This is a genomic window from Nostoc sp. (genome assembly GCF_036918015.1).
In the GTDB taxonomy this organism is placed as follows: Bacteria; Cyanobacteriota; Cyanobacteriia; order Cyanobacteriales; family Nostocaceae; genus Nostoc.
In genome coordinates this window covers 1-24879 of the sequence record NZ_JBALEO010000025.1, presented here as the reverse complement: position 1 = coordinate 24879, position 24879 = coordinate 1, and the positions used below count along the sequence as shown (strand labels likewise).

At 40.0% G+C, this 24879-nt stretch carries 19 protein-coding genes and 3 pseudogenes; 14 read left to right on the top strand and 8 right to left on the bottom strand.

Annotation, left to right across the window (positions count from 1 at the left end; all coding sequences use genetic code 11):
- The 5 genes and pseudogenes from V7K61_RS06455 to V7K61_RS06435 all read left to right on the top strand — a co-directional run.
- Positions 1-287, top strand: a 287-nt coding sequence (locus V7K61_RS06455) for a tetratricopeptide repeat protein (protein ID WP_335051979.1), incomplete at its 5' end; no start/stop codon positions are given.
- Between the two features lie 628 nt (positions 288-915).
- The gene (locus tag V7K61_RS06450) at positions 916-1209 is read left to right on the top strand and encodes a type II toxin-antitoxin system HicB family antitoxin (RefSeq protein ID WP_335051977.1); all 294 of its coding nucleotides are present in this window, start codon (positions 916-918) and stop codon (positions 1207-1209) included.
- Positions 1210-1265: 56 nt separating this feature from the next.
- Positions 1266-1400 (top strand): annotated as a pseudogene (locus V7K61_RS06445) (type II toxin-antitoxin system HicA family toxin); the annotation flags it as partial.
- Positions 1401-1735: 335 nt separating this feature from the next.
- Positions 1736-2305: a Uma2 family endonuclease gene (locus V7K61_RS06440; RefSeq protein WP_335051974.1), complete on the top strand. Its 570-nt coding sequence runs from the start codon at positions 1736-1738 to the stop codon at positions 2303-2305.
- Between the two features lie 122 nt (positions 2306-2427).
- A complete protein-coding gene (locus tag V7K61_RS06435; RefSeq protein WP_335051972.1) occupies positions 2428-4332 on the top strand; it encodes an aspartate kinase in 1905 nt (634 codons plus the stop codon).
- 143 nt (positions 4333-4475) lie between these two features.
- On the opposite strand, the gene V7K61_RS06430 is transcribed toward V7K61_RS06435, so the two are convergent.
- The gene (locus V7K61_RS06430) at positions 4476-4688 is read right to left on the bottom strand and encodes a hypothetical protein (protein WP_335051970.1); all 213 of its coding nucleotides are present in this window, start codon (positions 4686-4688) and stop codon (positions 4476-4478) included.
- A 408-nt stretch (positions 4689-5096) separates the two neighbouring features.
- Between V7K61_RS06430 and V7K61_RS06425 the strand changes: the two genes are divergently transcribed.
- From V7K61_RS06425 to V7K61_RS06415, 3 genes are all read left to right on the top strand, one after another.
- Positions 5097-7157, top strand: coding sequence for a tetratricopeptide repeat protein (locus V7K61_RS06425; RefSeq protein ID WP_335051968.1), 2061 nt, complete (start codon positions 5097-5099; stop codon positions 7155-7157).
- 220 nt (positions 7158-7377) lie between these two features.
- Entirely contained in the window at positions 7378-8358 is a 981-nt protein-coding gene (locus V7K61_RS06420; protein WP_335051966.1) for a magnesium transporter CorA family protein, read from the top strand.
- Positions 8359-8500: 142 nt separating this feature from the next.
- On the top strand, positions 8501-9985 hold the full coding sequence (locus tag V7K61_RS06415) for an acyl-CoA synthetase (protein ID WP_335051964.1): 1485 nt from the start codon (positions 8501-8503) through the stop codon (positions 9983-9985).
- An 81-nt stretch (positions 9986-10066) separates the two neighbouring features.
- Here V7K61_RS06415 and V7K61_RS06410 read toward each other — a convergent pair.
- Positions 10067-10729 (bottom strand): annotated as a pseudogene (locus V7K61_RS06410) (DUF6615 family protein); the annotation flags it as partial.
- 385 nt (positions 10730-11114) lie between these two features.
- Here V7K61_RS06410 and V7K61_RS06405 point away from each other — a divergent pair.
- Entirely contained in the window at positions 11115-11237 is a 123-nt protein-coding gene (locus tag V7K61_RS06405; protein ID WP_335051962.1) for a hypothetical protein, read from the top strand.
- A 180-nt stretch (positions 11238-11417) separates the two neighbouring features.
- On the opposite strand, the gene V7K61_RS06400 is transcribed toward V7K61_RS06405, so the two are convergent.
- Positions 11418-13652, bottom strand: a complete 2235-nt coding sequence (locus tag V7K61_RS06400) for a DUF1796 family putative cysteine peptidase (RefSeq protein ID WP_335051960.1) — start codon at positions 13650-13652, stop codon at positions 11418-11420.
- 768 nt (positions 13653-14420) lie between these two features.
- Between V7K61_RS06400 and V7K61_RS06395 the strand changes: the two genes are divergently transcribed.
- The 4 genes from V7K61_RS06395 (at position 14421) to V7K61_RS06380 (ending at position 18748) form a co-directional block, all read left to right on the top strand.
- Entirely contained in the window at positions 14421-15137 is a 717-nt protein-coding gene (locus V7K61_RS06395; protein ID WP_335051958.1) for a biliverdin-producing heme oxygenase, read from the top strand.
- Positions 15138-15298: 161 nt separating this feature from the next.
- The gene (hemN, locus tag V7K61_RS06390) at positions 15299-16681 is read left to right on the top strand and encodes an oxygen-independent coproporphyrinogen III oxidase (protein ID WP_335051956.1); all 1383 of its coding nucleotides are present in this window, start codon (positions 15299-15301) and stop codon (positions 16679-16681) included.
- Between the two features lie 931 nt (positions 16682-17612).
- Positions 17613-17891, top strand: coding sequence for a GlsB/YeaQ/YmgE family stress response membrane protein (locus V7K61_RS06385; protein ID WP_094349864.1), 279 nt, complete (start codon positions 17613-17615; stop codon positions 17889-17891).
- A 164-nt stretch (positions 17892-18055) separates the two neighbouring features.
- Positions 18056-18748 carry a manganese catalase family protein gene (locus V7K61_RS06380; protein WP_335051954.1) on the top strand — a complete coding sequence of 231 codons (693 nt, stop codon included), beginning with the start codon at positions 18056-18058 and terminating at the stop codon, positions 18746-18748.
- Positions 18749-19734: 986 nt separating this feature from the next.
- On the opposite strand, the gene V7K61_RS06375 is transcribed toward V7K61_RS06380, so the two are convergent.
- The 4 genes from V7K61_RS06375 to era all read right to left on the bottom strand — a co-directional run bounded on the left by V7K61_RS06375 (position 19735) and on the right by era (position 22719).
- Complete coding sequence (locus tag V7K61_RS06375) at positions 19735-20382, bottom strand: YdeI/OmpD-associated family protein (RefSeq protein WP_335051952.1); 648 nt, start codon at positions 20380-20382, stop codon at positions 19735-19737.
- A 45-nt stretch (positions 20383-20427) separates the two neighbouring features.
- Positions 20428-20868 (bottom strand): GNAT family N-acetyltransferase, encoded by a 441-nt coding sequence (locus tag V7K61_RS06370; RefSeq protein ID WP_335051950.1) that lies wholly within the window; start codon positions 20866-20868, stop codon positions 20428-20430.
- Positions 20869-20969: 101 nt separating this feature from the next.
- Entirely contained in the window at positions 20970-21647 is a 678-nt protein-coding gene (locus V7K61_RS06365; protein ID WP_335051948.1) for a response regulator transcription factor, read from the bottom strand.
- 97 nt (positions 21648-21744) lie between these two features.
- Entirely contained in the window at positions 21745-22719 is a 975-nt protein-coding gene (gene era, locus V7K61_RS06360) for a GTPase Era (RefSeq protein WP_335051946.1), read from the bottom strand.
- Between the two features lie 282 nt (positions 22720-23001).
- On the opposite strand from era, the pseudogene V7K61_RS06355 reads away from it, so the two are divergent.
- A pseudogene (locus V7K61_RS06355) lies at positions 23002-23430 on the top strand (6-phosphofructokinase); the annotation flags it as partial.
- Between the two features lie 65 nt (positions 23431-23495).
- Here the strand turns inward: V7K61_RS06355 and V7K61_RS06350 are convergent.
- Entirely contained in the window at positions 23496-24623 is a 1128-nt protein-coding gene (locus V7K61_RS06350; RefSeq protein WP_335051944.1) for a succinylglutamate desuccinylase/aspartoacylase family protein, read from the bottom strand.
- Positions 24624-24879 lie beyond the last annotated feature (256 nt).

The window sequence follows — 24879 nt, the reverse complement described above, 5'->3', positions numbered from 1 at the left end:
GACTCTACGACTCCCAAGGCAGATACAGCGAAGCCGAACCCCTTTACATCCAAGCTTTAGCACTCAGGCGCAAGCTGCTGGGTGAAGAACATCCATCTGTCGCCTCTAGCCTGAACAACCTAGCGGGACTCTACCGTTCCCAAGGCAGATACAGCGAAGCCGAACCCCTTTACATCCAAGCTTTAGATATTTGTGAGCAACGGTTAGGGGTGGATCATCCTAATACTGTTACTGTGCGTCGAAATTTAGCATATTTGCGCGATCGCCTTCCCCCAAATCCAGAATAAGCTAGTTTTGTGCAAAGCGTACCGTGATAAAACTAAAAAGCGCGTTAGCGAAGCTCACCGTTCGCGTAGCGTTCCGAAGGAAAGGTATCGCCTAGACTAAAATTAATATTGAATAAGTAAAAATGCCTGATTACTTTCTCAAAAGCAGCTTTTAATCTCGCATTTCAGTGTTTTCCACAAACAAAAGCAGCTTTTAATCTCGCATTTTAGTGTTTTCCACAAACAAAAGCAGCTTTTAATCTCGCATTTTAGTGTTTTCCGCAAACAAAAGCAGCTTTTAATCTCACATTTTAGTGTTTTCCGCAAGCAAAAGCAGCTTTTTCTTTCTCATATCATGTCCGCTTGATTGCTTATTAAACCCGAAGAACCCCACCCCCGCCAAAGCTACGCTTTGTCTCCCCTCCCCGCTTGCGGGGAGGGGATTAAGGGGTGGGGTGCAATGACTGTGGTTAGCATAACTAATTATGCGGACATGATATCAAACCCCAGTTTGCTTTCTCATTTGAGAAATTCACGCATTCATTTTGCTATTATTGAGCCGAAAGCTTGCGACGCCGAATAGCCCGTCGGAGACATCGCTCTATAAAAGAAGTGTAATCTACAGGCGATCGCTATTATGTAGTTATGAATGATCAAGAGCAATGTCTTCCACAACAAAAAATCAGCTACGAGAAATCATATAATTATCTTCACAAACATAGCAATGTTAATTACATACACTGCAAAATATACAAAAACTAATAGCGGATATATGGGACAACTTATTGAATGGCAAGAAGTCATCACAGAAGGAGAAACCATAGAAGAATGTAGAGCTATGTTACAAGATGCAACCAAAGAAATGGTTCTTGCCTATCGTCAACAAAATAAAGAAATTCCCACAGGTGGTTCTTTGCTGGAACAAATCCCTATAGAGGTTTGAGTGTGTCAGTCAAACGAAAAGAGCTAATTAAATACTTAGAGTAAAATGGCTTTTATTTATTAAGGGAAGGAGGAAATCATTCTATATATACTAATGGTATCAAAACTCTTCCGGTAAAACGGCATCGTACAATTGATCGTATTACTGCTAATGAAATTTGTAAACAAGCGGGTTTATCACCTAATTTTTAACTGCCACTTAGAACCGTCGAAGGTAATGAAGTTTTGGGCGGCTTGTAAACTCAGTGAAGGCGATTATTTGCAAGTTAAAGAAAACTATTTGCTCCAGAAACGGTTGCCAGTTTATATGCCAAAATCAAAGAATATCAAGATAATGAGACTCTACTTTAAAGTGTAAATCGACAAGCGATCGCTCTTAAAGACGCGATAAATCGCCGTCTCTACAAGAATAAATCTTTTTTTGTAGAGACGGCGATTTATCGCGTCTCTTGCCTTAACGGAAACGTATTGGATTATAAAATATACTTGCCATCAATAAATATCACTCAAACCTTGAAGTTTCAACTATGATAGCCTCGCCCCAACAAAACTATCTGACTGCTGAAGAATACCTCCAAATGGAGGAACAGAGCGATATCAAGCATGAATACATCGACGGCTACATCTACGCAATGGCTGGAGCGCTAGATCCACACGTTACCATTGCGGGAAACCTGTTCGCTCTCCTCCGTAATCATGTGCGCGGCTCTGGTTGCCGTGTTTACATCGCTGACATGAAAGCCAGAATCGAATCTCTGAATCGCTTTTATTATCCCGATGTGATGGTTACTTGCGATCAACGAGATCGAGAAACGCTAGGTTATAAAAGATTTCCCTGTTTAATTGTCGAAGTTTTATCTAATTCTACCGAAGCCTTTGACCGGGGCGACAAATTCGCCGATTATCAAACACTCGAAAGTCTGCAAGAATATGTTTTAATTAATACAAAACGTCAGCGAGTTGAGTGTTTTCGCCGCAATGAGCAAGGGTTATGGGTTTTACAATCTTATACAGCAGAGCATCAATCATTTCGACTCAACAGCGTGGATTTTGAGGAAACAATGGCATCACTTTACGAAGATGTGATTTTTGAATAATCAACTCATGATTGGGTATGCTACACAATTTTTAGTAAACTAAATATCTATTAATATCTTCAAGGCTTCCTAACCCGGCGGAGGCATTGAGCAAAACAGACACAATTGATTGCATAAAAGTTATGGCGCTCATAGTTCAGAAATACGGTGGTACATCTGTCGGTTCAGTGGAACGCATTCAAGCTGTCGCACAGCGTGTTTATAAAACTGTCCAAGCTGGAAACTCTCTGGTAGTAGTGGTTTCAGCAATGGGCAAAACCACCGATGGACTCGTCAAACTAGCTAATGAAATTTCTCCAAATCCTAACCGCCGGGAGATGGATATGCTACTTTCCACAGGCGAACAAGTAACCATCGCCTTACTCAGCATGGCTTTGCAGGAACTCGGACAACCCGCAATTTCCATGACTGGCGCTCAGGTAGGAATTGTTACTGAAGCCGAACACAGTCGCGCTCGGATTTTGCATATTGAAACCACTCGCCTCAGTCGCCACATAAATGAAGGTAAAGTAGTTGTAGTAGCTGGCTTCCAAGGCACATCCAGCACCGGAGAGATGGAAATTACGACTTTGGGTCGTGGTGGTTCTGACACGTCAGCAGTGGCGATCGCAGCCGCATTAAGAGCAAATTTTTGTGAAATTTATACAGATGTTCCAGGTATTCTCACTACAGATCCCCGCTTGGTTGCCGAAGCTCAGTTAATGGATGCCATCACCTGCGATGAAATGTTGGAATTAGCTAGCTTGGGCGCAAAAGTGCTGCATCCCCGTGCTGTGGAAATTGCCCGTAACTATGGTGTTCCCCTTGTAGTTAGGTCTAGTTGGACGGATCAACCAGGTACTTGGGTGACATCAGCCAAACCCCAAGGGCGATCGCTAATCAATCTAGAAATTGCCCGTCCAGTGGATGCTGTAGAATTTGACACTGACCAAGCAAAGGTTGCTTTGTTGCGCGTACCCGATAAACCAGGGGTAGCAGCTAGGTTATTTGGCGAAATTTCTCGGCAAAAAGTAGATGTAGATTTGATTATTCAGTCAGTTCATGAAGGTAACAGCAATGACATTGCCTTTACTGTCACCACACCAATCTTAAAACGGGCAGAAGCAGTAGCAACTGCGATCGCCCCAGCACTAAGAAGTCAATCTAACCCCAAGTTTGACGAAGCCGAGGTAATGGTAGAACATAACATTGCCAAAGTCAGCATCGCAGGCGCAGGAATGATTGGCCGTCCTGGTGTCGCTGCAAAAATGTTCGCCACATTAGCTGAAGCTGGCGTGAATATTCAAATGATTTCCACCAGCGAAGTGAAAGTAAGTTGCGTAGTCGATGCCAACCAATGCGATCGCGCCGTCTTAGCACTCCGTACCGCCTTTGAGATTGAGGTAGGGGAGCATACTTCGACTACGCTCAGTAACCAGGGGAGCAGAGGAGCAGGGGAGAGTACTTGCATAGATTCCCCTCTGCCCCTCCGCCCCTCGGTCACTGAGCGTAGCCGAAGTGCTGCTCCTCTGCCCAATTGTCCTCCCGTTCGCGGCGTTGCCCTCGATTTGAATCAAGCGCGTCTTGCTATTCGCCAATTGCCAGATCGGCCAGGGATGGCGGCGAAGTTGTTTGGATTATTAGCGCAACATAATATCAGCGTGGATATGATTATCCAATCTCAGCGTTGCCGGGTGATTGATGGTGTTCCCAGACGAGATATTGCCTTTACAGTCTCGCGCATAGATGGGGAAAGTGCCAAAAAAATGCTTACCCAAATAGCGGCAGAATTAGGATGGGGTGAAGTTGTTTTAGATAGTGCGATCGCTAAAGTGAGTATTGTCGGTGCAGGGATGGTAGGACAACCAGGTATTGCCGCTAAAATGTTTGAAGCTTTAGCCCAACAAGAAATCAATATTCAAATGATTGCCACTTCAGAAATCAAAATTAGTTGTGTTGTGGCGCAAGAGCAAGGTGTTAAAGCTTTGCAAGCTATTCATGCAGCCTTTGAACTGGCTGGTAGCGAGAAATTTGTCGTCCCAGCGTAAAATCTGAATTAATAGACCTCTTGCAAAAGTCCCTAACACCCCACCCCCAGCCCCTCCCCGCAGGCGGGGAGGGGAGAATTTGACGTAAGTCAAAGGCGGGGTGGGGTTCTTTTTTTGATTTATGCAAGAAGTCTAATGAGCTTTCACCCTAAATCCCTCTCCCAAGCTTGGGCTACGGTGTACACACAACCCGGATTTCTCACGCATAGTGTAAGTAGAGGGGGAAGAGGAGTGTGGGGAGTGTGGGGAGTGTGGGGAGTGTGGGGGGTAAGATTTCTTCCCCATCCTCCCACACCTCCCACACCTCCCACACCTCCCACACCTCCCACACCTCCCACACCCCTTGGATTTCTCACTTGTGAGAAATCCAGGACAAGTATTGGTGCAGTGTATCTATCCCGCCTCGGAATAAATTCCGAGTCTCATAGCGAAAGTCCTCTTTTAGAGGACTAAACAAGAAATTTAGTTCAGTCCACGCTTAGTGGACTTTAGCTATCAGCCCGGAACTTTAGTTCTGGGCGTAATATTTGCTCAGTGTGCGACTTTCACTTGAACAGAAATATTGGATAGGTAAGATTTTTAGAAATGTGTGTACATCATAGCCCAAGGTGGGGAGAGGGACTTTGCAATATACATACGGTAGCAGTCCACGCATTGATTTATTTTAAGTTGCTTAATAAATAAATATTTATATTTTAAAATCAGCAATAATAACACGTAAGCTATAATCGAACAATTTATCAGACTATATTTATATTAATGTCATGAATAGTCATTTACTAGATGGACATTATCGAATACTAGAAGTTCTCAATCATGGAGAAAAAGAGAAAACCTATCTAGTTGAAGATGTTAATCTTCCTGAAAGCCTATTTCAAGTAAAACTGTTATCTCTTCCGAATAACAATCCTCAAGCTTTAAAAAGCTTACGCCGCTTGTTTGACAGTAAGACAGCAACTTTACAAAAACTAGGACAGGAACACGATCAAATTCAAAAGCTCATTGATTATTTCGAGGAAAATGAAGAATTTTATATAGTCCAAGAATTTATATCTGGTAATCCTTTAAATGACGAAATTATCCAAGCAAAACCTTTGGAAGAAGACCAAGTAATTAATCTTTTGTCAGAGATATTAGAAACTTTGGTCGTTGTACATAGCTATGGCATAATTCATCGGAATATTACGCCAGCAAATATTATTCGCCGGGACTCAGATAAAAAGTTAGTTTTGGTTAATTTGGGTACTTTTAATGAAGCAATCGATAATACTGTTGACAATTCCGAGTATATGCCTATAGAACAAATTAACGGCAACCTCAAATACAACAGTGATATATATGCTTTAGGTATCGTTGCGATCGCAGCCCTGAAAGGTTTACCTACAAAGGAAATATCTAATTTACGAAGTCAGAAAAATAAGCTGACTGGTGAAATAGTTTGGCACGACAAAAATCTCAAAGTTAACCGAAAATTAGCAAAAATTATTAATAAAATGGTGCGTTTTGATTATCGTAAGCGCTACCAGTATGCAACGGAAGTTTTAGACGATCTGAAAAAGATAACAAATATTGATGACGAGCAACAAAAACAGTATCAAAAAAAATTATTACTAGTTCTAATTGGAATAATTGTCTGTATCACTCTTGGTGTTGCAGCGTGGCAATTGAGAACGCCCAAACCTGTACGTGATGCTCAACAGACATTGTACCAAAAGGGAGAAAATAAATATGAGGAAGGAAACTATGAAGGAGCAATTGAAGATTTCAATCAGGCTATTAAATTAGATCCGCAAAACGCTTTGGCTTATAATAGGCGGGGTGATGCTTATTATCGATTAGGAGACTACGAGCAAGCACAAGCAGATTCTAGTCAAGCTATTGTGCTTAATTCTCAAGATGCTAATGCCTATTTTGACCGAGGATTTGCTTTTTCGGCATTAGGCAAATACAAAGAAGCGATCGCAGATTATACTCAAGCAATTAAGTTAAATTCTAAAGATGCTTATGCTTACTATGGACGAGGATTAGCTCGTGCTCAATCGAAGGATAATAAAGGTGCAATTGAAGATTTTAGCAAAGCGATCGCTCTTAAACCCCAGTATACTGAAGCCTACTTACAACGAGGTATTCTTCGCCGTCGCCTCAAACAAAGACTTGAAGCAATCCAAGATTTTGATAAAGTAATTAAGATTAATCCTAGTGATGCCAAAGCTTATTATCAAAGGGGTTTAACTCAATCTATTAATAAACAAAAAAATGAAGCAATTAAAGATTACACAGATGCAATCAACATCAATCCCAAATATATAGAAGCTTATCTTAATCGTGGTGATATTTACAGCGATCTGGGAAATAATGTAGAAGCTACTGAAGATTACAATACTATTTTACAGATAGATCCAAAATTTATTGCAGCTTATATTCATAGAGGTATTCACCGCTTTTCTTTTGGAGATTATAAAGGTGCTATTGAAGATTACACCGCAGCGCTAAAACTAGATACTAATAATGTAGCAGCTTACAACAACCGTGGTAACGCCTATCTCGAACTGGGAAATAAAAAAGCTGCAAATCAGGATTATTCACGAGCGATCGCAATTAATGCTAACAATGCCTTAGCCTATTATAACCGGGGTGTGATTCGCACCAAGCAGAAAAATAAACCAGGTGCGATCGCAGATTTCAAAAAAGCTGCAAAACTATTCCAACAGCAAGGGGAACAAGATAGTTATCAAGATGCACGGCGGGAAATTGCAATTCTGCAAAATAATTCAGCGCCAGCACCAACTACGCGCCCGAAATCTGGGAAAATAGAAAAAAATTGAGTCACCACTCAATATAGTGTTGACTATCAACAGTCAAAACTCTTAGAGAGTGATTGTGCTATTTAAATGTGTTTGACTTTACAAATTCACGACTATTACTTTATCAAACTAGTTTTGATGGTTTGTAGTAAGCACTAAAGTGCTTATAAAACAAGGACTAAAGTCCTGATTAATTACCATGAGTCACAGTATTTTATTACGACTCAATTAGGATTGCTATATGCTAATTCTCCTGACTTTTCACCCAGATAACCTGGAAATCTTCACCCATAGAGATGTCGATACGGTACTAAAAAGAATTGATAGTTCTCATAAGATTTGGTTGCGTTGTATTCACTTCCGCGATCGCACTGGAACAGCCAAAATTATCAAGCACTTTGGACTCAAACCATCTCGTGTTAACATGATTTTCAACCATTCCCCTGTAGGAATTGATGAAGACGTAGAAGATTGTTTATTTGACAGCTATGAAATCCTAAGTTCTCAAATAAAAAATAATGAGTTTGAGGTTGTGCGTGGCAATATTGTAGTTGGAAATAATTTTATCATAACTTTTGAAATCACAGAACTAAAAATTTTAACTATTTTAGCGAATAATCTCCACAAACGAACTCTAGATATTCAAAAATTGGGAATTGACTATCTTTTTTATCTCATATTTAAAGATATTTTAAATAATTACGAAACTGTATTTACCTATATTTCTAGAAAACTTGATGATTTAGAAGATGAAGTTTTAGACAATTCTGGTGATGAATCAACGTACCAAAAAATTGCCACAATGAGGCAATCTACTCGTTCTGGACGCCGTAATTTTCAAAGCATCAAGTTACTTATGGCGATTATGGATAATGAAGATTTCCAATGGATTGGCCAGCCAGTAAAAGAACTATTCAATCAAGAATTGGTTCATCACGTTGATAAACTCTGGCAAGAATATCAAGCTATAAGAGCCTGGATGTCAGAATTGATGGAAATTCAACGCGATAATATTGCTAGTAAAACAGGTGAACGAATTAATCGTCTGACTATCCTCTCGACAATATTTTTACCAATCACTTTTATGTCTGGTTTCTATGGTATGAACTTCAAATATATGCCGGAATTAGAACAACCTTGGGCTTATCCTGTAGTAATCTGTATGATGGCATTAATTGTAATTGGCAGTATTGCCTATGCAAAAAAACAACGTTGGTTGTAGTATCTATAAAGTTACTAATAAAAAGATTATCGACTCATTAAAATATTTTTATCTGAGTCTGTTGGTGCGAAGCAAATTAAATCAGATTTCTACATATACTTTCTTTAAGTAGACTGAATCAACCCTAAATCGGCAAACAAACGTGAATTTACCATTGATTATTCGTGCTGAAGAATATAACGAAAAAATAGCAATTGTGACAACGGACGGAGCATTTACCTATCAGGATTTGCTACATACTTCCAGTCAAATAGCAACAAGTCTTCTTCAAAATACAGAAGATTTACAAGAGCAGCGAGTTGCTTTTCTCATTCCGCCTGGATTTGAGTATGTAGCCACTCAATGGGGAATTTGGCGGGCTGGTGGGATAGCTGTACCTCTGTGTGTTTCCCATCCACGCCCAGAATTGGAGTATGTAATTACTAATTCTGGAGCATCGATTATTATTGCTCATCCTAATTTTGAGGGTATACTGCAATCGCTAACCCAAGAACACAATTTGAGATTTATCCTCACCTCAGAAACGCTTCCACATAATATTAGTCGCCTCCCAGAGATAGATATCACGAGACGCGGCTTAATTCTCTATACAAGTGGTACAACAGGTAAACCCAAGGGTGTAGTTACAACCCATCAAAATATTCAGGCACAAGTGACTAGCTTAACTACCGCTTGGGAATGGACATCTAGCGATCGCATTTTACATATCCTGCCACTACATCATATTCATGGGATTATTAACGTACTGACTTGTGCCTTATGGGCTGGCGCGGAGTGCCATATCTTGAGCAAGTTTGATGCCGAAACCGTTTGGAACCGAATTTGTGATGGCGACTTAACTCTATTTATGGCAGTACCAACAATTTATGTAAAGCTAATTACTGCTTGGGAAACAGCCTCTAAGGAACGCCAAAAAAGTATGTCAGAAGGTTGTGCTAAAATGCGCCTGATGGTTTCTGGTTCGGCAGCATTACCAGTCCAAGTTTTAGAAAAGTGGCAGACTATCAGCGGCCATTTTCTGCTTGAGCGCTATGGTATGACTGAAATTGGTATGGCGCTATCAAACCCTTTACACGGCGAACGATTGTCTGGATATGTGGGAAAGCCTCTGCCTCAAGTTGAAGTGAGATTAGTGGATGAGAACGGAGAGTTAGTCCCAGGCGAAACCCCAGGAGAGATCCAAGTTAAAGGCCCCGGAGTGTTTCTCGAATATTGGCAAAACCCCGAAGCAACCGCCAAAGCCTTCCAAGATGGCTGGTTCCGTACTGGAGATACCGCCGTCATTGAGAACGGTAGCTACCGCATTCTGGGACGAATGAGTGTAGATATTATTAAAACCGGAGGCTATAAAGTTTCAGCTTTAGAAATTGAAGAAGTGCTAAGAACCCATCCAGATATTCAAGAATGTGCAGTGGTTGGGGTTGCCGATTTAGAGTGGGGTGAACGGGTTTGTGCCGCGTTAGTATTGCAAGGTTCACAACCTTTAACATTACAAGCTTTCAGGAGTTGGGCAAAAGAGCGATTGGCTGTTTATAAAGTGCCAACCCAAATTTTGATAGTTGAAGAATTACCGCGCAATGCGATGGGGAAAGTTACTAAGCCGACAGTGGTTGAACTATTTTGCTGATAGCGATCATCAACATCTAAATTAGACCTAGAGTGTATGAATGAGAATGCTAGATGAATGCTAAAGGTTGTAGAAAGATTGTTACCAGTCTATTTCTATTGGTTCGTCCCGTTCTTGAAATACCGTGAGCGATCGCAAATGTCGATCAGGTTGATCTACTAACTCGTTATTCAGTAGTAGCTGTACATGTTCAGGTGGCTTATTTATTAACTGAATATCATCATAAATTCTTCGATAATGATTTAGTTCACCATCCAAGTCATGAAAAATACTTTCATCAATTTCATCAATAATTTCTCTCTCGATTGGATGTATAAACTTTCTCCAATTCTCAAAAACTCTATGCGGTAAATCAGATGCTCTATCTCCATAACAACATACTAAGCCATCCCAAGGAGTCATGTATGGGCGTAAAACTTTAACATGTTTTCTTTTCTTGCTTTGTAAATAGCGAATTGCAAAAGCAGAGAGGATTGAACAACCATAGCTCTCCTGTACAGGATAGTAATTCGCATACCTCGAAGTAAATTGAGGTGAATTATTCCAGTTTGAGTAAAGGCAGTACAAAGGAATAAGTCGAGATGAACTCTCTAGAGCACGTTGTATGAGAATTTCACATTGAGATAGTGGATTATTCTTATTTTGGTAATCAAGATGCTTGAAAGAGTTTGTTTTAAAATCTATAACTTTAGCTTGCACTCGAAAACCTATCCATTTTTTACTAGAACCAGTAAACCACCACTCCCAATCAGCACCTTATGACCCTTCTTGAGTTGTACTAAATGTACGAGTGTAAATTTCAGACGAATGCCTAATTTTTAGCTCAAGAATATTTATATCTGTTAAAGTTTCTTCTCCAATCTGACAATCGACAGAACGCCCTTTGGCGAGCATATCCCATGTCAAAAAAGAAAGGCTTCTGAAAGTATCACATAGAGTTGGACGCATATATAATGATGTAAAAATTGACCAGCAGCTTTAGTATTCCCTAGTTTGCAAAGCGATCGCTCAAGAACTTGACAAAGTGGTTGGTGATTTCCGGCATCCATTGGGCTATTGAAGAATGGCAGCAATTAAACTTCACCGTTATACCCTTTGTACACCCTACGAACTAATGGGAGAGTAGATTATGTGGAAAGATGAAATTCTTGAAGAGATTTATAGAATTCGAGAAGAACATGCAAAGGCTTTCAATTACGATTTACAAGCAATTTGTGATGATTTGCGACAAAAAAAAGCAAGCTGTAAGTAGTCGGCAGATCATTTCACAGCCACTTAAACAACCCAGTCGCCGAAATAGCAAATGAGTACGCCGAAATAGCAAATGAGTACGCCGAAATAGCAAATGAGTACGCCGAAATAGCAAATGCATACGCCGAAATAGCAAACGAGTACGCCGAAATAGCAAATGCGTTCGCTCCTAACTAATTTCTCAACCCTTCGGTATTTTGGGCGGACACCAGAAAAGATTTTTACTAGATACCCCAAGGGATTCCAGAATTCCTCGCATGACTTCTGTGCAATACATCCAGTGTCCCAAATCGTCATACATGCGATCGGGATTAAACTCGACATTGTAATGCAGCACATTGGGAAGGTCTAAAAACTCATCATCGCTTTGGGGAGAAAGCAGCAACAGATGAAATGGCTTCCCTTGGCATTGTTTTTGTAGCTTGTTGACTAAATCTATCACACCAGGGCGATCGCTAATTCCTGTACGAACAAAAAGCACTTTGTCGCAATGCCGCAGTGCGTACCAAAACCTTTCAGAGCGTGCTGTGTAACGAACGCGCATCCGTTCATAAACAGAAGACATATCGTTTTTTGGGTCGTCTGTCTCCTCAACTTCATGGGCAAAGGATAAACCCGACCACTTACTATGGTAAATTCTCTCTTCATCGGGACTGTAGTGGAGGAAGGCAGGATTCCACATATCATCAAAACCGTTTTCGATCGCATCCGCAACATCTCCAATATTGGTGGTGCGCGTTAGATCAAACGGAAAGGCGGGGCCATCGTACTCCATTTTATACAACATCATGCGGATGGCACAGCGATCGCCAAGGGGAAGAATCGCCACACGACTGATGTCCGATAACTCACATTTGTATTGGAACAACACCGCAGACTTAGGTGGTGATTTCACCCGGCTTTCTAACCCATCCTTACCAATCATCATCGTGCGAAAGGGGGCATCGGGATAAAGCGGATCTTCATAAACACCCGACGGCATGGCTTTAAGTGCGTTGCAAACCTCCGTCCACATCGGCTGAATGTTGTACTCGCTGTCTGATTCGTTGATTATCCAGAGGTGGCGTTCATCTGCTTGCAAAATCCCCAAATGTCCGTCAGAGAATAAAACGTTGTTCGGCGAAAAACGATTGAAGGCGGGGCTATATTCTAAATCGGTATTTGGAGGGATGTTTATTGTAGTTGCGATCGCGCCATCCTCTACAGCCAAGAAAGGGAGTGTCCCCGTCTGGGCATTCTTGGCAATGTAAATACCTGATATCAATCCAGCCTTACTTTGCAGTGCAGTTTGTAGTTCTTGCCAATAGGGAGCGATCGTGTAGCTGTATGTCGATGAATTAACGATTCGTAAATGCTTCTCTTCCATACACACAGAGACATGAAAACCCCTATTATCAAAGTAGATAGGAAATTCATTCGGTTGCTGGAAGCGTTGTTTTGCTTTTGCTAATGCGTCTTTGTCGATATCGAATAAATGGTGGTCGATCTGCTGATACATCAGGCTATGACCGACTGTATTCGGGTGAGCCGGATCGAAGGATGTCCCCGCTTTCCATCGCCCTTGTCCATCATCCACGGCTGCCAACCAATCCAATACAGTCACGCCCCAACTGAGCATTCGTTTGTGTGTGTCTCGGATCAGCGAGTAATGTTCCAGAGAATAATCACCGTTGGGATAGACTCCGCCTAAAATCGGGATTGCTCCGATGTCGCGCGTCATTTTCACAAGCTGCTGCAAGCCACTTTCAAACCGCCGTTGTACCGCCCGCCGTTCGTGAGGGGAACAGTAAGCTAACCCTTCGTTACCCAGAGATAGAGCAATGATGACGATATCCGGTTTTTCTGGGGTGACAAACCAGGGGAATCGAGCGATCGTTCTGCTGACATTCGCCCCCACCTCCGACACATTCACGAGTTGATGCCCATATTTTTGCTGTAAAGCCTGTGCCAATAACCAAACCCAACCTTTCAAAAACCAAGCTTTATGACCTAATGCAACGGAACTACCAATGACTACGATTTTTAATCCTTTAGACTCTTCATCCAGGGGTATTCTGACAGCAGGGTTCTCAATATATCCAAAAGGGTAAGGTTGTAAATAACCGAATGCGCCATCATCCACAATAATTGTGTTGGCGTCATTGTTAGAATCAATGGGAATCCAGCGGTTTGTATCTAGTAAGCTCTCCCATGTTGCGTTACCGTTTGCATCAAGACGCACATACTTGTATTCAAATTTCTGTCCATCGCCAGAAATTTGAATGTCAATATTTGTCCACCATAAAGGATAGCGATCGCCACTTGTACACAGATGAACACATTTACTAATATCCCACAAACCCAACTCTGGAGTAGAACCCACCAGACCAATGGATTCGCCCGTTTGAGTGTATGCACTGATCTGGAATCTATACATAGAATTTATCCTGATTTAGTGAGGGCTATACCAAACGGTCAGCTGAATCCTTAAATCTGTTTTGAGAATATCACATAGAACTCTTAAGAATCGGGTATTAATCTTCTTAAGTATACTGAAACTCTGATTTACATCACTCAAAGCTATAGCAGGCAAGCTTTTCAAAAATTAAATTGGATTTTTATAGAAGATTTAATACTAATTAAATAGAACATATTGTATTAAAAGCTTTATTACAACTAAGAACAAATCAAAACAAGGATAAGATTAAGTTAAATTTTTCCTTCAATAGCATTAAAATACGCAATTAACTAGTATCAAATACTATCTATTACAGTTAACCAACACTGAGGTACGATCTATGTGATGGTGAGCGGATGGATGTAGTTACCAGTTATATCAACTTTTATTTCTGCAAGCTGCACACTCACGACCATAAGTCACGAGTTCAGCGCTTATCACCCATCGTTTCAGAAGAGTTTAAATGCCTATCTCACAACCATTTTTGTTACTAGTCAACTAGGATGTGCCTGAATATGAGCATCTGAAAAACATAAATAAATATGAATATCTTAATAGCTATATATGAATGAATAGTTAAATAATCTTAGGAGAAATAAAAATAGCTGGGATTTGCATCGGCAGTTGTGGATAGAGTGATGCAGATCCTTTCTAAACCTAGAATAACAATTTTTTAGCTGGTCGTGGTAGGCATCGTGAGTCGGTGACTGCCAAGAAACCTTGCGCTTGAACATGAAGGAAGCAACAATGAGTAGCAATCTAGCCATCAAACTCCGCTCTGGAACTCAACAAGCCCACACATCAGCGGAAAATGTGGCATTCATGAAATGTTTTTTGCAAGGAGTTGTGGATAGAGACTGCTTCGTTAAATTCTTAAGCAACTTGTATTACGTCTACAGCGAACTAGAAGCCGCATTAGAAAGCCATGTAAAGCATCCTGTAATTAGTGCCGTTTACTTTCCTGAACTTAATCGCCAATTATCGCTCGAAAAAGATATGGTGTTTTATTATGGGGATAATTGGAGAGAGCAAGTTACAGCCTCACCAGCTGCCCAGACATACATTACCCGCATTCGGGAAATTTCTGCTAGTGAACCAGCCTTATTGCTAGGTCATGCCTACACTCGCTACATGGGCGATCTTTCTGGGGGTCAAATGCTACAAAAAGTTGCTCAGTCAGCCCTGAAGCTTTCTGGCTATGAAGGCACATCCTTTTATAACTTTGAGCAAATTCCTGACAAAAAGGCATTTAAGGATAAGTATCGTCAGGCATTAAATGCATTACCCGTTGATGATATAACAGCAGAACGGATTGTTGCAGAAGCCAATAATGCCTTTGGGTTCAATTTAAAGATGGCTCAAGAGTTAGAGGGAAGTTTAATTAAAGCACTCGGTCAAGTCCTCTTTAATAGCCTCACTCGTTCTCGGAATTCAGGTAGCACTGAAGTAGCTGCGACTAATTAATTTTGTCATTTGTCATTTGTCATTTGTCATTTGTCATTTGTCATTTGTCATTTGTCATTTGTCATTTGTCATTTGTCATTTGTCATTGGGCATTAGAAAGAAGCTTGTTCAATAATTCTCCCCAATCCCCAATCCCCCTTCATTCATTGGAAAGCAACTCAATGGTTTTTCTATTACCTGGTGTCAAGTTTGATCTGGATCTGATTCAAAAGTACGACACTCGCGCACCTAGATATACCAGTTACCCGCCTGCTACAGAATTAAGCGAAACATTCACTGAAACTGATTTTAAGGCCGCGATCGCAGCATCGAATCAACGCAAAACCCCTCTTTCTTTATATTTCCATATCCCCTTCTGCCAAAGCGCTTGCTACTTCTGCGGCTGTAACACAGTAATTTCCAACAACAAAAATATTGCTAAACCTTATGTGGAGTCTTTGGTTCAAGACATTAAAAACACCGCAGCTTTAATCGATCCAGATAGAAAAGTGTTGCAAATCCATTGGGGAGGTGGTACTCCTAATTACTTAGAACCTCACCAAGTAGAATTTTTATGGAAAAACATCAATCGCTATTTCAACATCGACCCCCAAGCAGAAATCTCAATTGAGATTAATCCCCGCTATATCGATAAAAACTACATTTTATTTCTGAGACAGATTGGCTTTAACCGCATTAGTTTTGGCATTCAGGATTTTAATCGCCAAGTTCAAGTAGCTGTAAATCGTGTCCAGCCAGAAGAAATGCTCTTTGATGTCATGAGTTGGATCAAAGAAGCTAAGTTTGAAAGTGTGAACGTAGACTTAATTTATGGTTTACCTTATCAAACCCGCGAGACATTTCAAGAAACGCTGAAAAAGACTATTGAGTTAGATCCTGACCGAATTGTAGTCTTTAACTTTGCTTATGTGCCGTGGCTCAAACCGACACAAAAAAATATTCCTCAAGAAGCGCTACCCCCAGCAGAGGAAAAGTTAGAGATTCTGAAAATGACCATTGAAGAATTGACGAATAACCAATATCTATTTATTGGCATGGATCATTTTGCTAAAACTAATGACGAATTAGCGATCGCTCAACGCAATGGCACTCTCAAACGCAATTTCCAGGGCTATACTACCCACGCTGAAACAGAATTGTTTGGTTTTGGTGCCACATCTATCAGTATGCTAGAAGATGCTTATGCCCAAAACCACAAAGAATTAAAGGATTATTATCAGACACTTACAGCAGGTAAATTACCTGTTAGTAAAGGTATTAAACTTACTCAGAATGATATCATCAGACGGGATGTGATTATGGGTATAATGTCTCACTTTAAGCTTCATAAGAAAGACATTGAAAACAAATATCATATCAGTTTTGATGAATATTTCTCTGAGGAACTAGAGGCGTTAAAACCACTAGAAGCCGATGGACTAGTCAGTTTATCAAAAAATCAGATCCAGATTACCGACATCGGTAGATTACTAGTAAGAAATATTGCCGTCATATTTGATACTCACACAAGAACGCGAGAGACAAAGTTCTCCCGCGCTATTTGATATCGCTTCTGCAAATATCTACCACATATTATCTCCTCAATCTAATTTAACAATAAAAGTTGAGGGGATATTATTAAGACTATATAGTGGTTCCCATTCAGATGCGGTACAACATTGTCGCGGGGTATAGGGGCACGGCAATGCCCATTGGTGTCAATTTAACGTGAAACCCGCTTGGTGAAAACGTTTTGCCCTCACCCCCAGCCCCTCTCCCATCCGTGAGAGGGGAGTTAGACATTCAATTCCCCTTCTCCCTTGGGAGAAGGGGTTAGGGGATGAGGGCGTGATATTTGCTCAGTGTGCGACTTTCACTTGAACAGAAATATTGTGTGGGTAGGATTTTTAGAGATGTGTGTACACCGTAGCCGCTCTTCGGGAGGGTCTGGGGGTGGGGTGTTAGGGACTTTTGCAAGAGGTCTAATCACTATCCGCGTCACTCCATTCCAGTTTTGTCTAAAGCCAAAACTTCCCCTCCCCAAAGCATCGGGAAATTCAAATAAAGTTGTTAAATAAAAAATGTACAAAAGGCTTGGTTAATTATTTATATAGATAATTAATGATGAACTCTAACGAGAATTATCAATAATTTTATGAACAAATACTTTTAATACATCCCCAAAAAGTTAGATACAAACTTTATGCCTTAGGGTAGAGATAAAAGAGAATAGATTGACTAGTAAATTAACATTTAGTTTTGCAGGAAAAATTATGTCTGTGATTATATATTTTTACTAAAATATAAATTAAATATAGTAAAAGTTTTATTTGGCATTAAGATGTAAAATATGCCAATTATCATCCAATCTATACAATCTGGATATAAATTATTTTGTATAACTTTTGGATTTAGCATTTACCCCATCTGGTAGAAATAATTTGGAATTAGAATTGATAACTTAGATATTAAGTGAGTGAGATTGTTGAGGCGGTTATGAGTATTATTGCTTGGATAGTTTTAGGACTTTTGGCAGGTGCCATTGCTAAAGCTATTTATCCTGGTTATCAAGGCGGCGGAATTCTCTCCACAATGATTTTGGGTATCATTGGTGCTTTCGTCGGTGGAAGTTTATTTACCTTGTTAAGAACAGGAACTCTGCAAATTACTGCGGCTGGCGCTGGTTTAACTCTTCCTGGTATTTTAGTGGCTGTGCTTGGTGCAATTGTTGCTATTTATCTATGGGGATTAATCAGAAGAAGCAGCAATGTGTAACCGCTGATTGGCAGCTATCAACCCTGAGATAACTACCGTTTTTATTCAGTCTTTTAGTTCACCAGTTTAAGAAGCTATAAAACATCAAATTAGCTCTATCTGGAAAAAGACTAAAAGATAAGTTGATTCATTCTGTAACACCAAACTTTGGGAAGTGTAAATCTATGTTTTTTCACAAAAAAGAGCTTATTCACGCAGTTAACGTTAGTGAACCAAACCCTCGTTTTGCTCAGTTGCTTTTAGAGCAGTTTGGCGGAGCTACTGGAGAACTTAGCGCAGCACTTCAATATTGGGTTCAATCATTCCATGTCGAAAATGCTGGCATTAAAGATATGCTCCAAGACATTGCCATTGAGGAATTCGGTCATTTAGAAATGGTTGGGAAACTCATTGAGGCTCATACTAAAAATGTAGATCAAACAGAGGCTTATAAGAGTACTCTTTTTGCAGTCCGAGGAATTGGGCCTCATTTTCTAGATAGCCAGGGTACTGCTTGGACTGCAAGTTACCTAAATGAGGGTGGAGACGTAGTGCGTGATTTAAGAGCTAACGTTGCAGCAGAAGCTGGCGCTCGTCAAACTTACGAATCATTAATCAAGCTGGCAACCGACAAAGGAACCCAAGAGACTTTAGTCCATCTGTTAACACGAGAAATTTCTCATACTCAGATGTTTATGAAAGCTCTAGATTCACTAGATAAGTTGACAGATCCATTCTTTGGTAATATTAAGCCAGATGAAACTGTTGCTCTCTACTACAACCTATCTACAAACGGAGACGGTAAGGATGAGCGTGGCCCTTGGAATTCTGAACCAACGTTCAAATATATTGCTAATCCACTAGAAAGCCACTCTTAATTAATTGCATAGGTTGATTTTGAGCAAAGAGATGATTGGGAAATTGTGAAAAAATCCCAATAAGTGGCTTATTTACCCACTTTATTTAGCAATTTTTAGGCTGTTTGGCTACATCTAGTTAGCAAAAAAATTCCCGACTTTTCTAAAAAGTCGGGAATTTTATTTAAGTGTTTGGATATTACACTCAACTGAAAAAGTTAGAGCGATCGCTTCTTCAATTTCTACCCCGATATTTCTGACTTCAGAAATTAATTCAACTAAAAATCAAAACTCAGAATCAGGAGGTTGACTTGTGATTGTCAACGCTACGCCAAATGGTTGAGAGAGAAACTATCCTAAAACCCTCTTCCCTCCTGCCTCCTGCCTGGTTGTTGAGTGTAGTCGAAACACTGCCTCCTGTCTTATCAGAATGAGAAGTTTTTACACCGACCTATTTAGCGCCAAGGTCGTAAGATCAATTTTAATTATTCTAACTTTTATCTAAAGATGTAGTTTTAAGGCAGATTGTTATTACTTATGATAGTTCCTTTAAATTATCCCGATCGGTGAAAGTAAATATACTTAATAACTGAGGTTCAAAGCATGGACTCAACAGGTAAGGTTCAAACTGTGGACTCGTCCTGGTCTCTTCCACTGCCGTTGAAAGAGTATGCAATGAGCCGAGTAACTGTCTACTTTTATAGCGACAGATGGGTTCCGATTAAATATTGTTCTTTGGAAAAGGCAATTTTGCTTCACCAAAAGGCAAGTTTAGAAAGCAAGGAAATTTTGTTATTTCCGGCTAATATAGACCCTAATGAATTCTCAAACTCTTTTAACTGAAATGCATTGAGGTAGACTATTTTTCAAACATCTTGGCAACAAATTAGTCAGCTATAGAGGTGTACATATATATGTACGCCTCTACTTGTAAATGGGATTAAAATTCGTGCGAATTCAAAAGCTAAAGGTGCAGCGATCGCTTCAAAAGATAGCTTTTCAAAGAATTACGTAGGAATTTGTGATCGTACTAATGGGTTTTTGTTTGTTGCTGCTGAGTTGATGGTTTGTTCAATTCTTTTCAACCTTGTTTCAGGACGTTTTGCACTGTCAATCCAAAAAAGGATATTCTTTTTGGAAGAGTTATTAAATGCTTCAAAATATCCTTTGGCAGTTGTATTTGCTTCTAAAGCCTGCTTTAAATCTAAGGGAATAATTAATGCTTCGATCGCATCTAAAGATTCCCATGATCCATTTTGTTTTGCAGCTTCTATTTTTTCTAGCCCAACTGTAGTCATCAAGCCTTGTTCTATAAGTTCTTCAATATATTGTTTGTTTAATTTTGACCACACACTTTTTGGTTTTCGAGGTGTAAATATTTGCATATAACGTTCTTCATCTAAGGATTTAACTTTACTGTCAATCCAACCAAAACATAAGGCTTCTTTTACTGCTTCGCTATATCGAACACTTGGTTTACCACTTTTTACTTTGTAGTAAATGATCCACACACCAAGAGAGATGCGATGGTTTTCTTCTAACCATTTCCGCCATTCTTCGCGGCTTTGAGGGCAGAAAGTGGGAAATTCATTATTAAGTTTGGATACACCAGTAATCTGACTTTTGCTGAGGTTTGCCTCTGTATTTTGCTGCATTTGTTTTATGTTCAATTCGTAGTTAGTGCAAAACTTGCATTTACTCTAAAATCGTTTTGCCATAAAAATCATCTGTTGGCTTCTTTGATAGCCATGCTTGGTATAAAAAGCCTCTGCTTGTCCATCTTTTTTAGTCAAAAGATAAACTCCGGTAACTTTCATTACGGTTAGAGTATCCATTAATTGGTTAAGTAGCTTTGTGCCAATTCCTTGATGCTGTTTATAAGGTTGGACACAGATTTCTTCTAAATAAAAGCTTTTACTTTTTTGCCCTTGCTTACAATAACCCGCTACAAAACCTAACAGTTCATCCTGTTTAAATACAAATCCAACAAAACCTGGTGTATTTATAATTTCAAACAACCTGGTTCTTGCAGTCTCAAAAGTCCATTGCTCATTCCAAGGTTTACCATTGAACACTTCAACATATAAATGAGCGCACTTGTCAAGATATTCAGTAGTAAAGGTTTGAATTTCTTCTGACATAAAAAAACCAGAGTTTAGTTAGTCATGAAATTAAAGTGCCAGCACACAAATAAAGATTACCAGATCGGGTACTCATCTACAGCGTTCACAAATTCTAGCAATCAAACCAAACCAGAACGTAGTGCTACAACTGCTGCTTGCACGCGATCGTCCACTGCTAATTTATTCATAATTCCCCGGACATGAGTTTTGATAGTGTTGGGACTGAGATAGAGTTTTTCGGCAATTTCGGGATTACTCAATCCGTCTACCATCAGCTTTAACACTTCTAACTCGCGCCCAGATAAGTTGGCGGTGTTGGTAGTTGGTGAAGGCGGTTTGAGATTATCAATTACTCGCCGTGCAATTTGGGGATCGAGATAGGCTGCACCATCAACTGCGGCTGCGATCGCACTTAATAATCGTTCCACACTTGCACCTTTTATACAATATGCATCTGCACCGCTAGATAGTGCCGCAATAATTTCTGTTTCCGTTTGATGAGATGTCAGCATCACTACATGAGTTGCTGGCAATGCCGCCTTAATTTGCTGTGTCGCAGCAATGCCATCCAATCGCGGCAACCCAATATCCATAACCACCAAATCAGGTTTCAGTTGCAGTGCGGCTTGAACTCCCAAATAACCATCTTCAGCTTGTCCAACTATCTCTATCTGAGGATGAGCCATTAACGATTGCTCTAATCCGAGTTGCATCATCGGATCGTCTTCGACAATTAACACGCGCAAGGGCGGAGCATTGACGGGTAAATTTAAGGGATAGTGAGTATCTAAAGACATTTTTATTAATTAAGAGTCATTTGTCATTTGTCTTTTGTCATTTGTCCTTTGTCTTTTGCTTGCCAATGACTAATGACTAATGACAAATGACCAATTATTATTCTTCCACGCGATAGCCTAACTCTGCTAGACTAATACGCGACTGTCGCCATTTTGGCTGGACTTTCACAAACAATTCTAGGTAAACTTTACCAGCGATTAACTTTTGAATTTGCTCGCGAGCTTCACTACCAATTGCTTTGAGCATTGCTCCACCTTTGCCGATGAGTATGCCTTTTTGAGAATCACGCTCGACGTTGATGGTAGCAAGTACACGGGTAATGCTGGGAGTTTCTTCTACTAAATCAATGGCGATCGCAACTGAATGGGGTACTTCTTCACGAGTCAACAATAAAATTTGTTCTCGGATTAATTCACCCATAATAAAGCGTTCTGGCTGGTCAGTTACCAAGTCTGGAGGATAATATAATGGCCCAATTTCTAAATGTTCAATTAATAATTCTTGAAGTTGGGGTAATCCGGTACTAGTCTTGGCAGAAAATTTCACGATTTCCCATTCATGAGACTGGGCCATCTGAGCGTAACTATCATCTAGAAACTGCGAATCAGTTGGTTGTTGGTCGGTTTTATTCACACCCAGAATTACTGGTGTTTTGCTGCGACTGAGCAATTCGGCAATGTAGCGATCGCCCGATCCACAAGCCACCGCTCCATCCACCACAAATAACACTACATCAACCGATTCAATGGCAATTTTGGCATTTTGCACCAAGACTTCGCCCAATTGATGATGGGGCTTATGAATTCCTGGCGTATCTACAAATATTAACTGGGCTTCTGGTGTAGTTAATACACCGCGCAAACGGTTACGTGTAGTTTGTGCTACTGGTGATGTGATGGCAATTTTTTGTCCTACTAACTGATTCATCAAAGTAGATTTACCGACATTAGGACGACCAACAATGCCGATAAAACCTGATTTAAACTCAGGAGGAGCTTGGGGAATTGTTACTTCTCCTGAAAAAGAGAAAGTGTAATTTTCAATACTAGTCACCTTTGGCTCCACCCTCATATTTAATAGCTGGGATAACTTGGTTTTTTCTTAGACACAAAATAGGCATAAAATTACCCTGGCATTTTTAGGGATTGCTTTTGCCGAGGTTTAATCTACTACCGACTCTACACTTATATTTTACAGCTGAGATAACCTTAAGTTGTAGTATTCAGAAGTCAGAATTCAGTAGTCAGAATATTAAAAAAATTAAACTCCAAGTTTACCTCATTTCATTGGCAATCATACCAAACTCACATAACTTCTGACTTCTGCCTCAAGAGTTGCTGAATTTTTAGACTCAAAATCAAAGAACGCCAAGAGAAAGGCAAAAACTATTGTTTGATTATTGTTTCTGAAGCCGTTCGTACCCACGATGGGGAAAATGTGACGATTACCAATCGCTTAGGTCAATGTGGATACGGTGGAATTGGTGGATATTTAGCAGATAAAATTATTGAACACATCTGTGTAGAAACACGTGTCACAGTTTTAGGACACATTCAACGGGGTGGAACTGCTTCACCACTGGATAGATTAGTTGCAACTGCTTTTGGCGTAGCGGCGGTTAATCTAATTGCAGAGGGTAAATACGATCGCATGGTGACATGGCAAAATCGCCAAGTATTAAGTGTACCAATTACAGAAGCGATCGCTCAATATAGCGCCGTCGATCCCAATGGTACTTTAGTTAAAACTGCTCGTGGTATGGGTATTTATTTGGGAGACTGAAATCAGTGCTGTTGGGTTAAGGCAAGAGACGGCGATTTATCGCGTCTTGCCCAATGCCCCATGCGCTAACTCACAATTCCTAGTACAAACTCGCCTTCATTCACAGCCTGATTAGTTGCGACATCATAAACTAATCCATCATGTTGAGCGCAGACATCAATTACACTAGGTAGTTGACCTTCTTTATTAAAACTGAGAATTTGATACAGCTTTTCTCCAACTTTGACTTTGCTACCTAATTCGATTCTGGATTGAATCATACCACCTGCGATCGCATAATATTTTTTCCGGTTGCTGCTAGATGCGAAAGTCATTTCATGGGTTTTTGTGTCGTCTGATAAATCAGGAATTTGCAGTACACCTTTTTGTGCTAAATAACTTTTCAGACCTCGTACACCTTTAGCGACTGAATCAGGGTTCATTTGCATTCCTGCTCCTAATTCCAGTGTCCAAGCTTCCACATCAAACTTGATTTCTCTACCCAACTCTTTAAAACAAGCTTCCAGTGCTAACCAAGGTTTGATAAAAGCTTCATCAAAAGCATCACCATCATATTTATCAAGTAAAATTCCGAAATCGAGTAAGAAGTATTTTGCACTGTCTTCTCGATTTTGAAAGTAATAAACGTAGTCTAATGCTTGATTGGTAGAACTATGTAAATCAATTAAGTAGTCTGCATCTAAACTCAAATTTTGTAGTTTGTAACCAAAAAGCTCAGTGTAAGGAACACCGCCAGAAGAATTAATTTTTTCTAAAATTTTTGCGAATTTTTGCTTAATTATAGTTAGATAATTTTGTCGAATGACCTCTAGATCGCTATGAAGTTGAGATTTAGTAAAAGCTACTAAATCATCAGCTTCTTTCTCGTAGTCCCAAAATATGCGATTCCAGTCTTTGGCTTCATAAACGCAGTATCGTCCAGGGGAAAAATGATGAACGCGTTCATTTGTCCCCATTGGATTACAAACGGGAACTAGCCAAATTTCTCCAGTTAAATCTGTATCATTTATTGTTAGCAAAAACTCAATTAACTGGTGAGTAACGGCATTACCAGCAATTTCTGCACCATGCAGATTAGATTGAATGTATACCTTTTTACCAGGTTGAGCGCCAATGAATTTGTATAGTTGTAAGTAGAGGCGATCGCCCGAAGCCATTTGACGTAAGACAATAGTTTCAATAACTGGCAGCATGAAATAACTCGGTGATGATTTGAGTAAATTATCGCTGTATCTGTACTGAATTAAAAGCCTAGTCCAATAGAATTTGCTGATTAACCAGAGTTTTACCCCACCCTAACCCTCCCCGTATGTATTGGGGAGGGAACTAGATTTTCCGGTTTCCCCCCTTTATAAGCTATCCATTATAAACATCTTTCTTAACAGAGAAATTGACATAAGAGAGAAAATATGGTCTTGGTAGGAAAAGGGATAACAGCAGATCAAAGTC

Bases quoted from the DNA above. Each gene is read 5' to 3' on its own strand.
- V7K61_RS06395 (WP_335051958.1), top strand. From the start codon at position 14,421: ATGAGTAGCAATCTAGCCATCAAACTCCGCTCTGGAACTCAACAAGCC.
- hemN (WP_335051956.1), top strand. From the start codon at position 15,299: ATGGTTTTTCTATTACCTGGTGTCAAGTTTGATCTGGATCTGATTCAA.
- V7K61_RS06435 (WP_335051972.1), top strand. From the start codon at position 2,428: ATGGCGCTCATAGTTCAGAAATACGGTGGTACATCTGTCGGTTCAGTG.
- V7K61_RS06365 (WP_335051948.1), bottom strand. From the start codon at position 21,647: ATGTCTTTAGATACTCACTATCCCTTAAATTTACCCGTCAATGCTCCG.
- V7K61_RS06350 (WP_335051944.1), bottom strand. From the start codon at position 24,623: ATGCTGCCAGTTATTGAAACTATTGTCTTACGTCAAATGGCTTCGGGC.
- V7K61_RS06380 (WP_335051954.1), top strand. From the start codon at position 18,056: ATGTTTTTTCACAAAAAAGAGCTTATTCACGCAGTTAACGTTAGTGAA.
- V7K61_RS06440 (WP_335051974.1), top strand. From the start codon at position 1,736: ATGATAGCCTCGCCCCAACAAAACTATCTGACTGCTGAAGAATACCTC.
- V7K61_RS06385 (WP_094349864.1), top strand. From the start codon at position 17,613: ATGAGTATTATTGCTTGGATAGTTTTAGGACTTTTGGCAGGTGCCATT.
- V7K61_RS06370 (WP_335051950.1), bottom strand. From the start codon at position 20,868: ATGTCAGAAGAAATTCAAACCTTTACTACTGAATATCTTGACAAGTGC.
- V7K61_RS06375 (WP_335051952.1), bottom strand. From the start codon at position 20,382: ATGCAGCAAAATACAGAGGCAAACCTCAGCAAAAGTCAGATTACTGGT.
- V7K61_RS06400 (WP_335051960.1), bottom strand. From the start codon at position 13,652: ATGTATAGATTCCAGATCAGTGCATACACTCAAACGGGCGAATCCATT.
- V7K61_RS06450 (WP_335051977.1), top strand. From the start codon at position 916: ATGATCAAGAGCAATGTCTTCCACAACAAAAAATCAGCTACGAGAAAT.
- V7K61_RS06425 (WP_335051968.1), top strand. From the start codon at position 5,097: ATGAATAGTCATTTACTAGATGGACATTATCGAATACTAGAAGTTCTC.
- V7K61_RS06405 (WP_335051962.1), top strand. From the start codon at position 11,115: ATGTGGAAAGATGAAATTCTTGAAGAGATTTATAGAATTCGAGAAGAA.
- V7K61_RS06420 (WP_335051966.1), top strand. From the start codon at position 7,378: ATGCTAATTCTCCTGACTTTTCACCCAGATAACCTGGAAATCTTCACC.
- era (WP_335051946.1), bottom strand. From the start codon at position 22,719: ATGAGGGTGGAGCCAAAGGTGACTAGTATTGAAAATTACACTTTCTCT.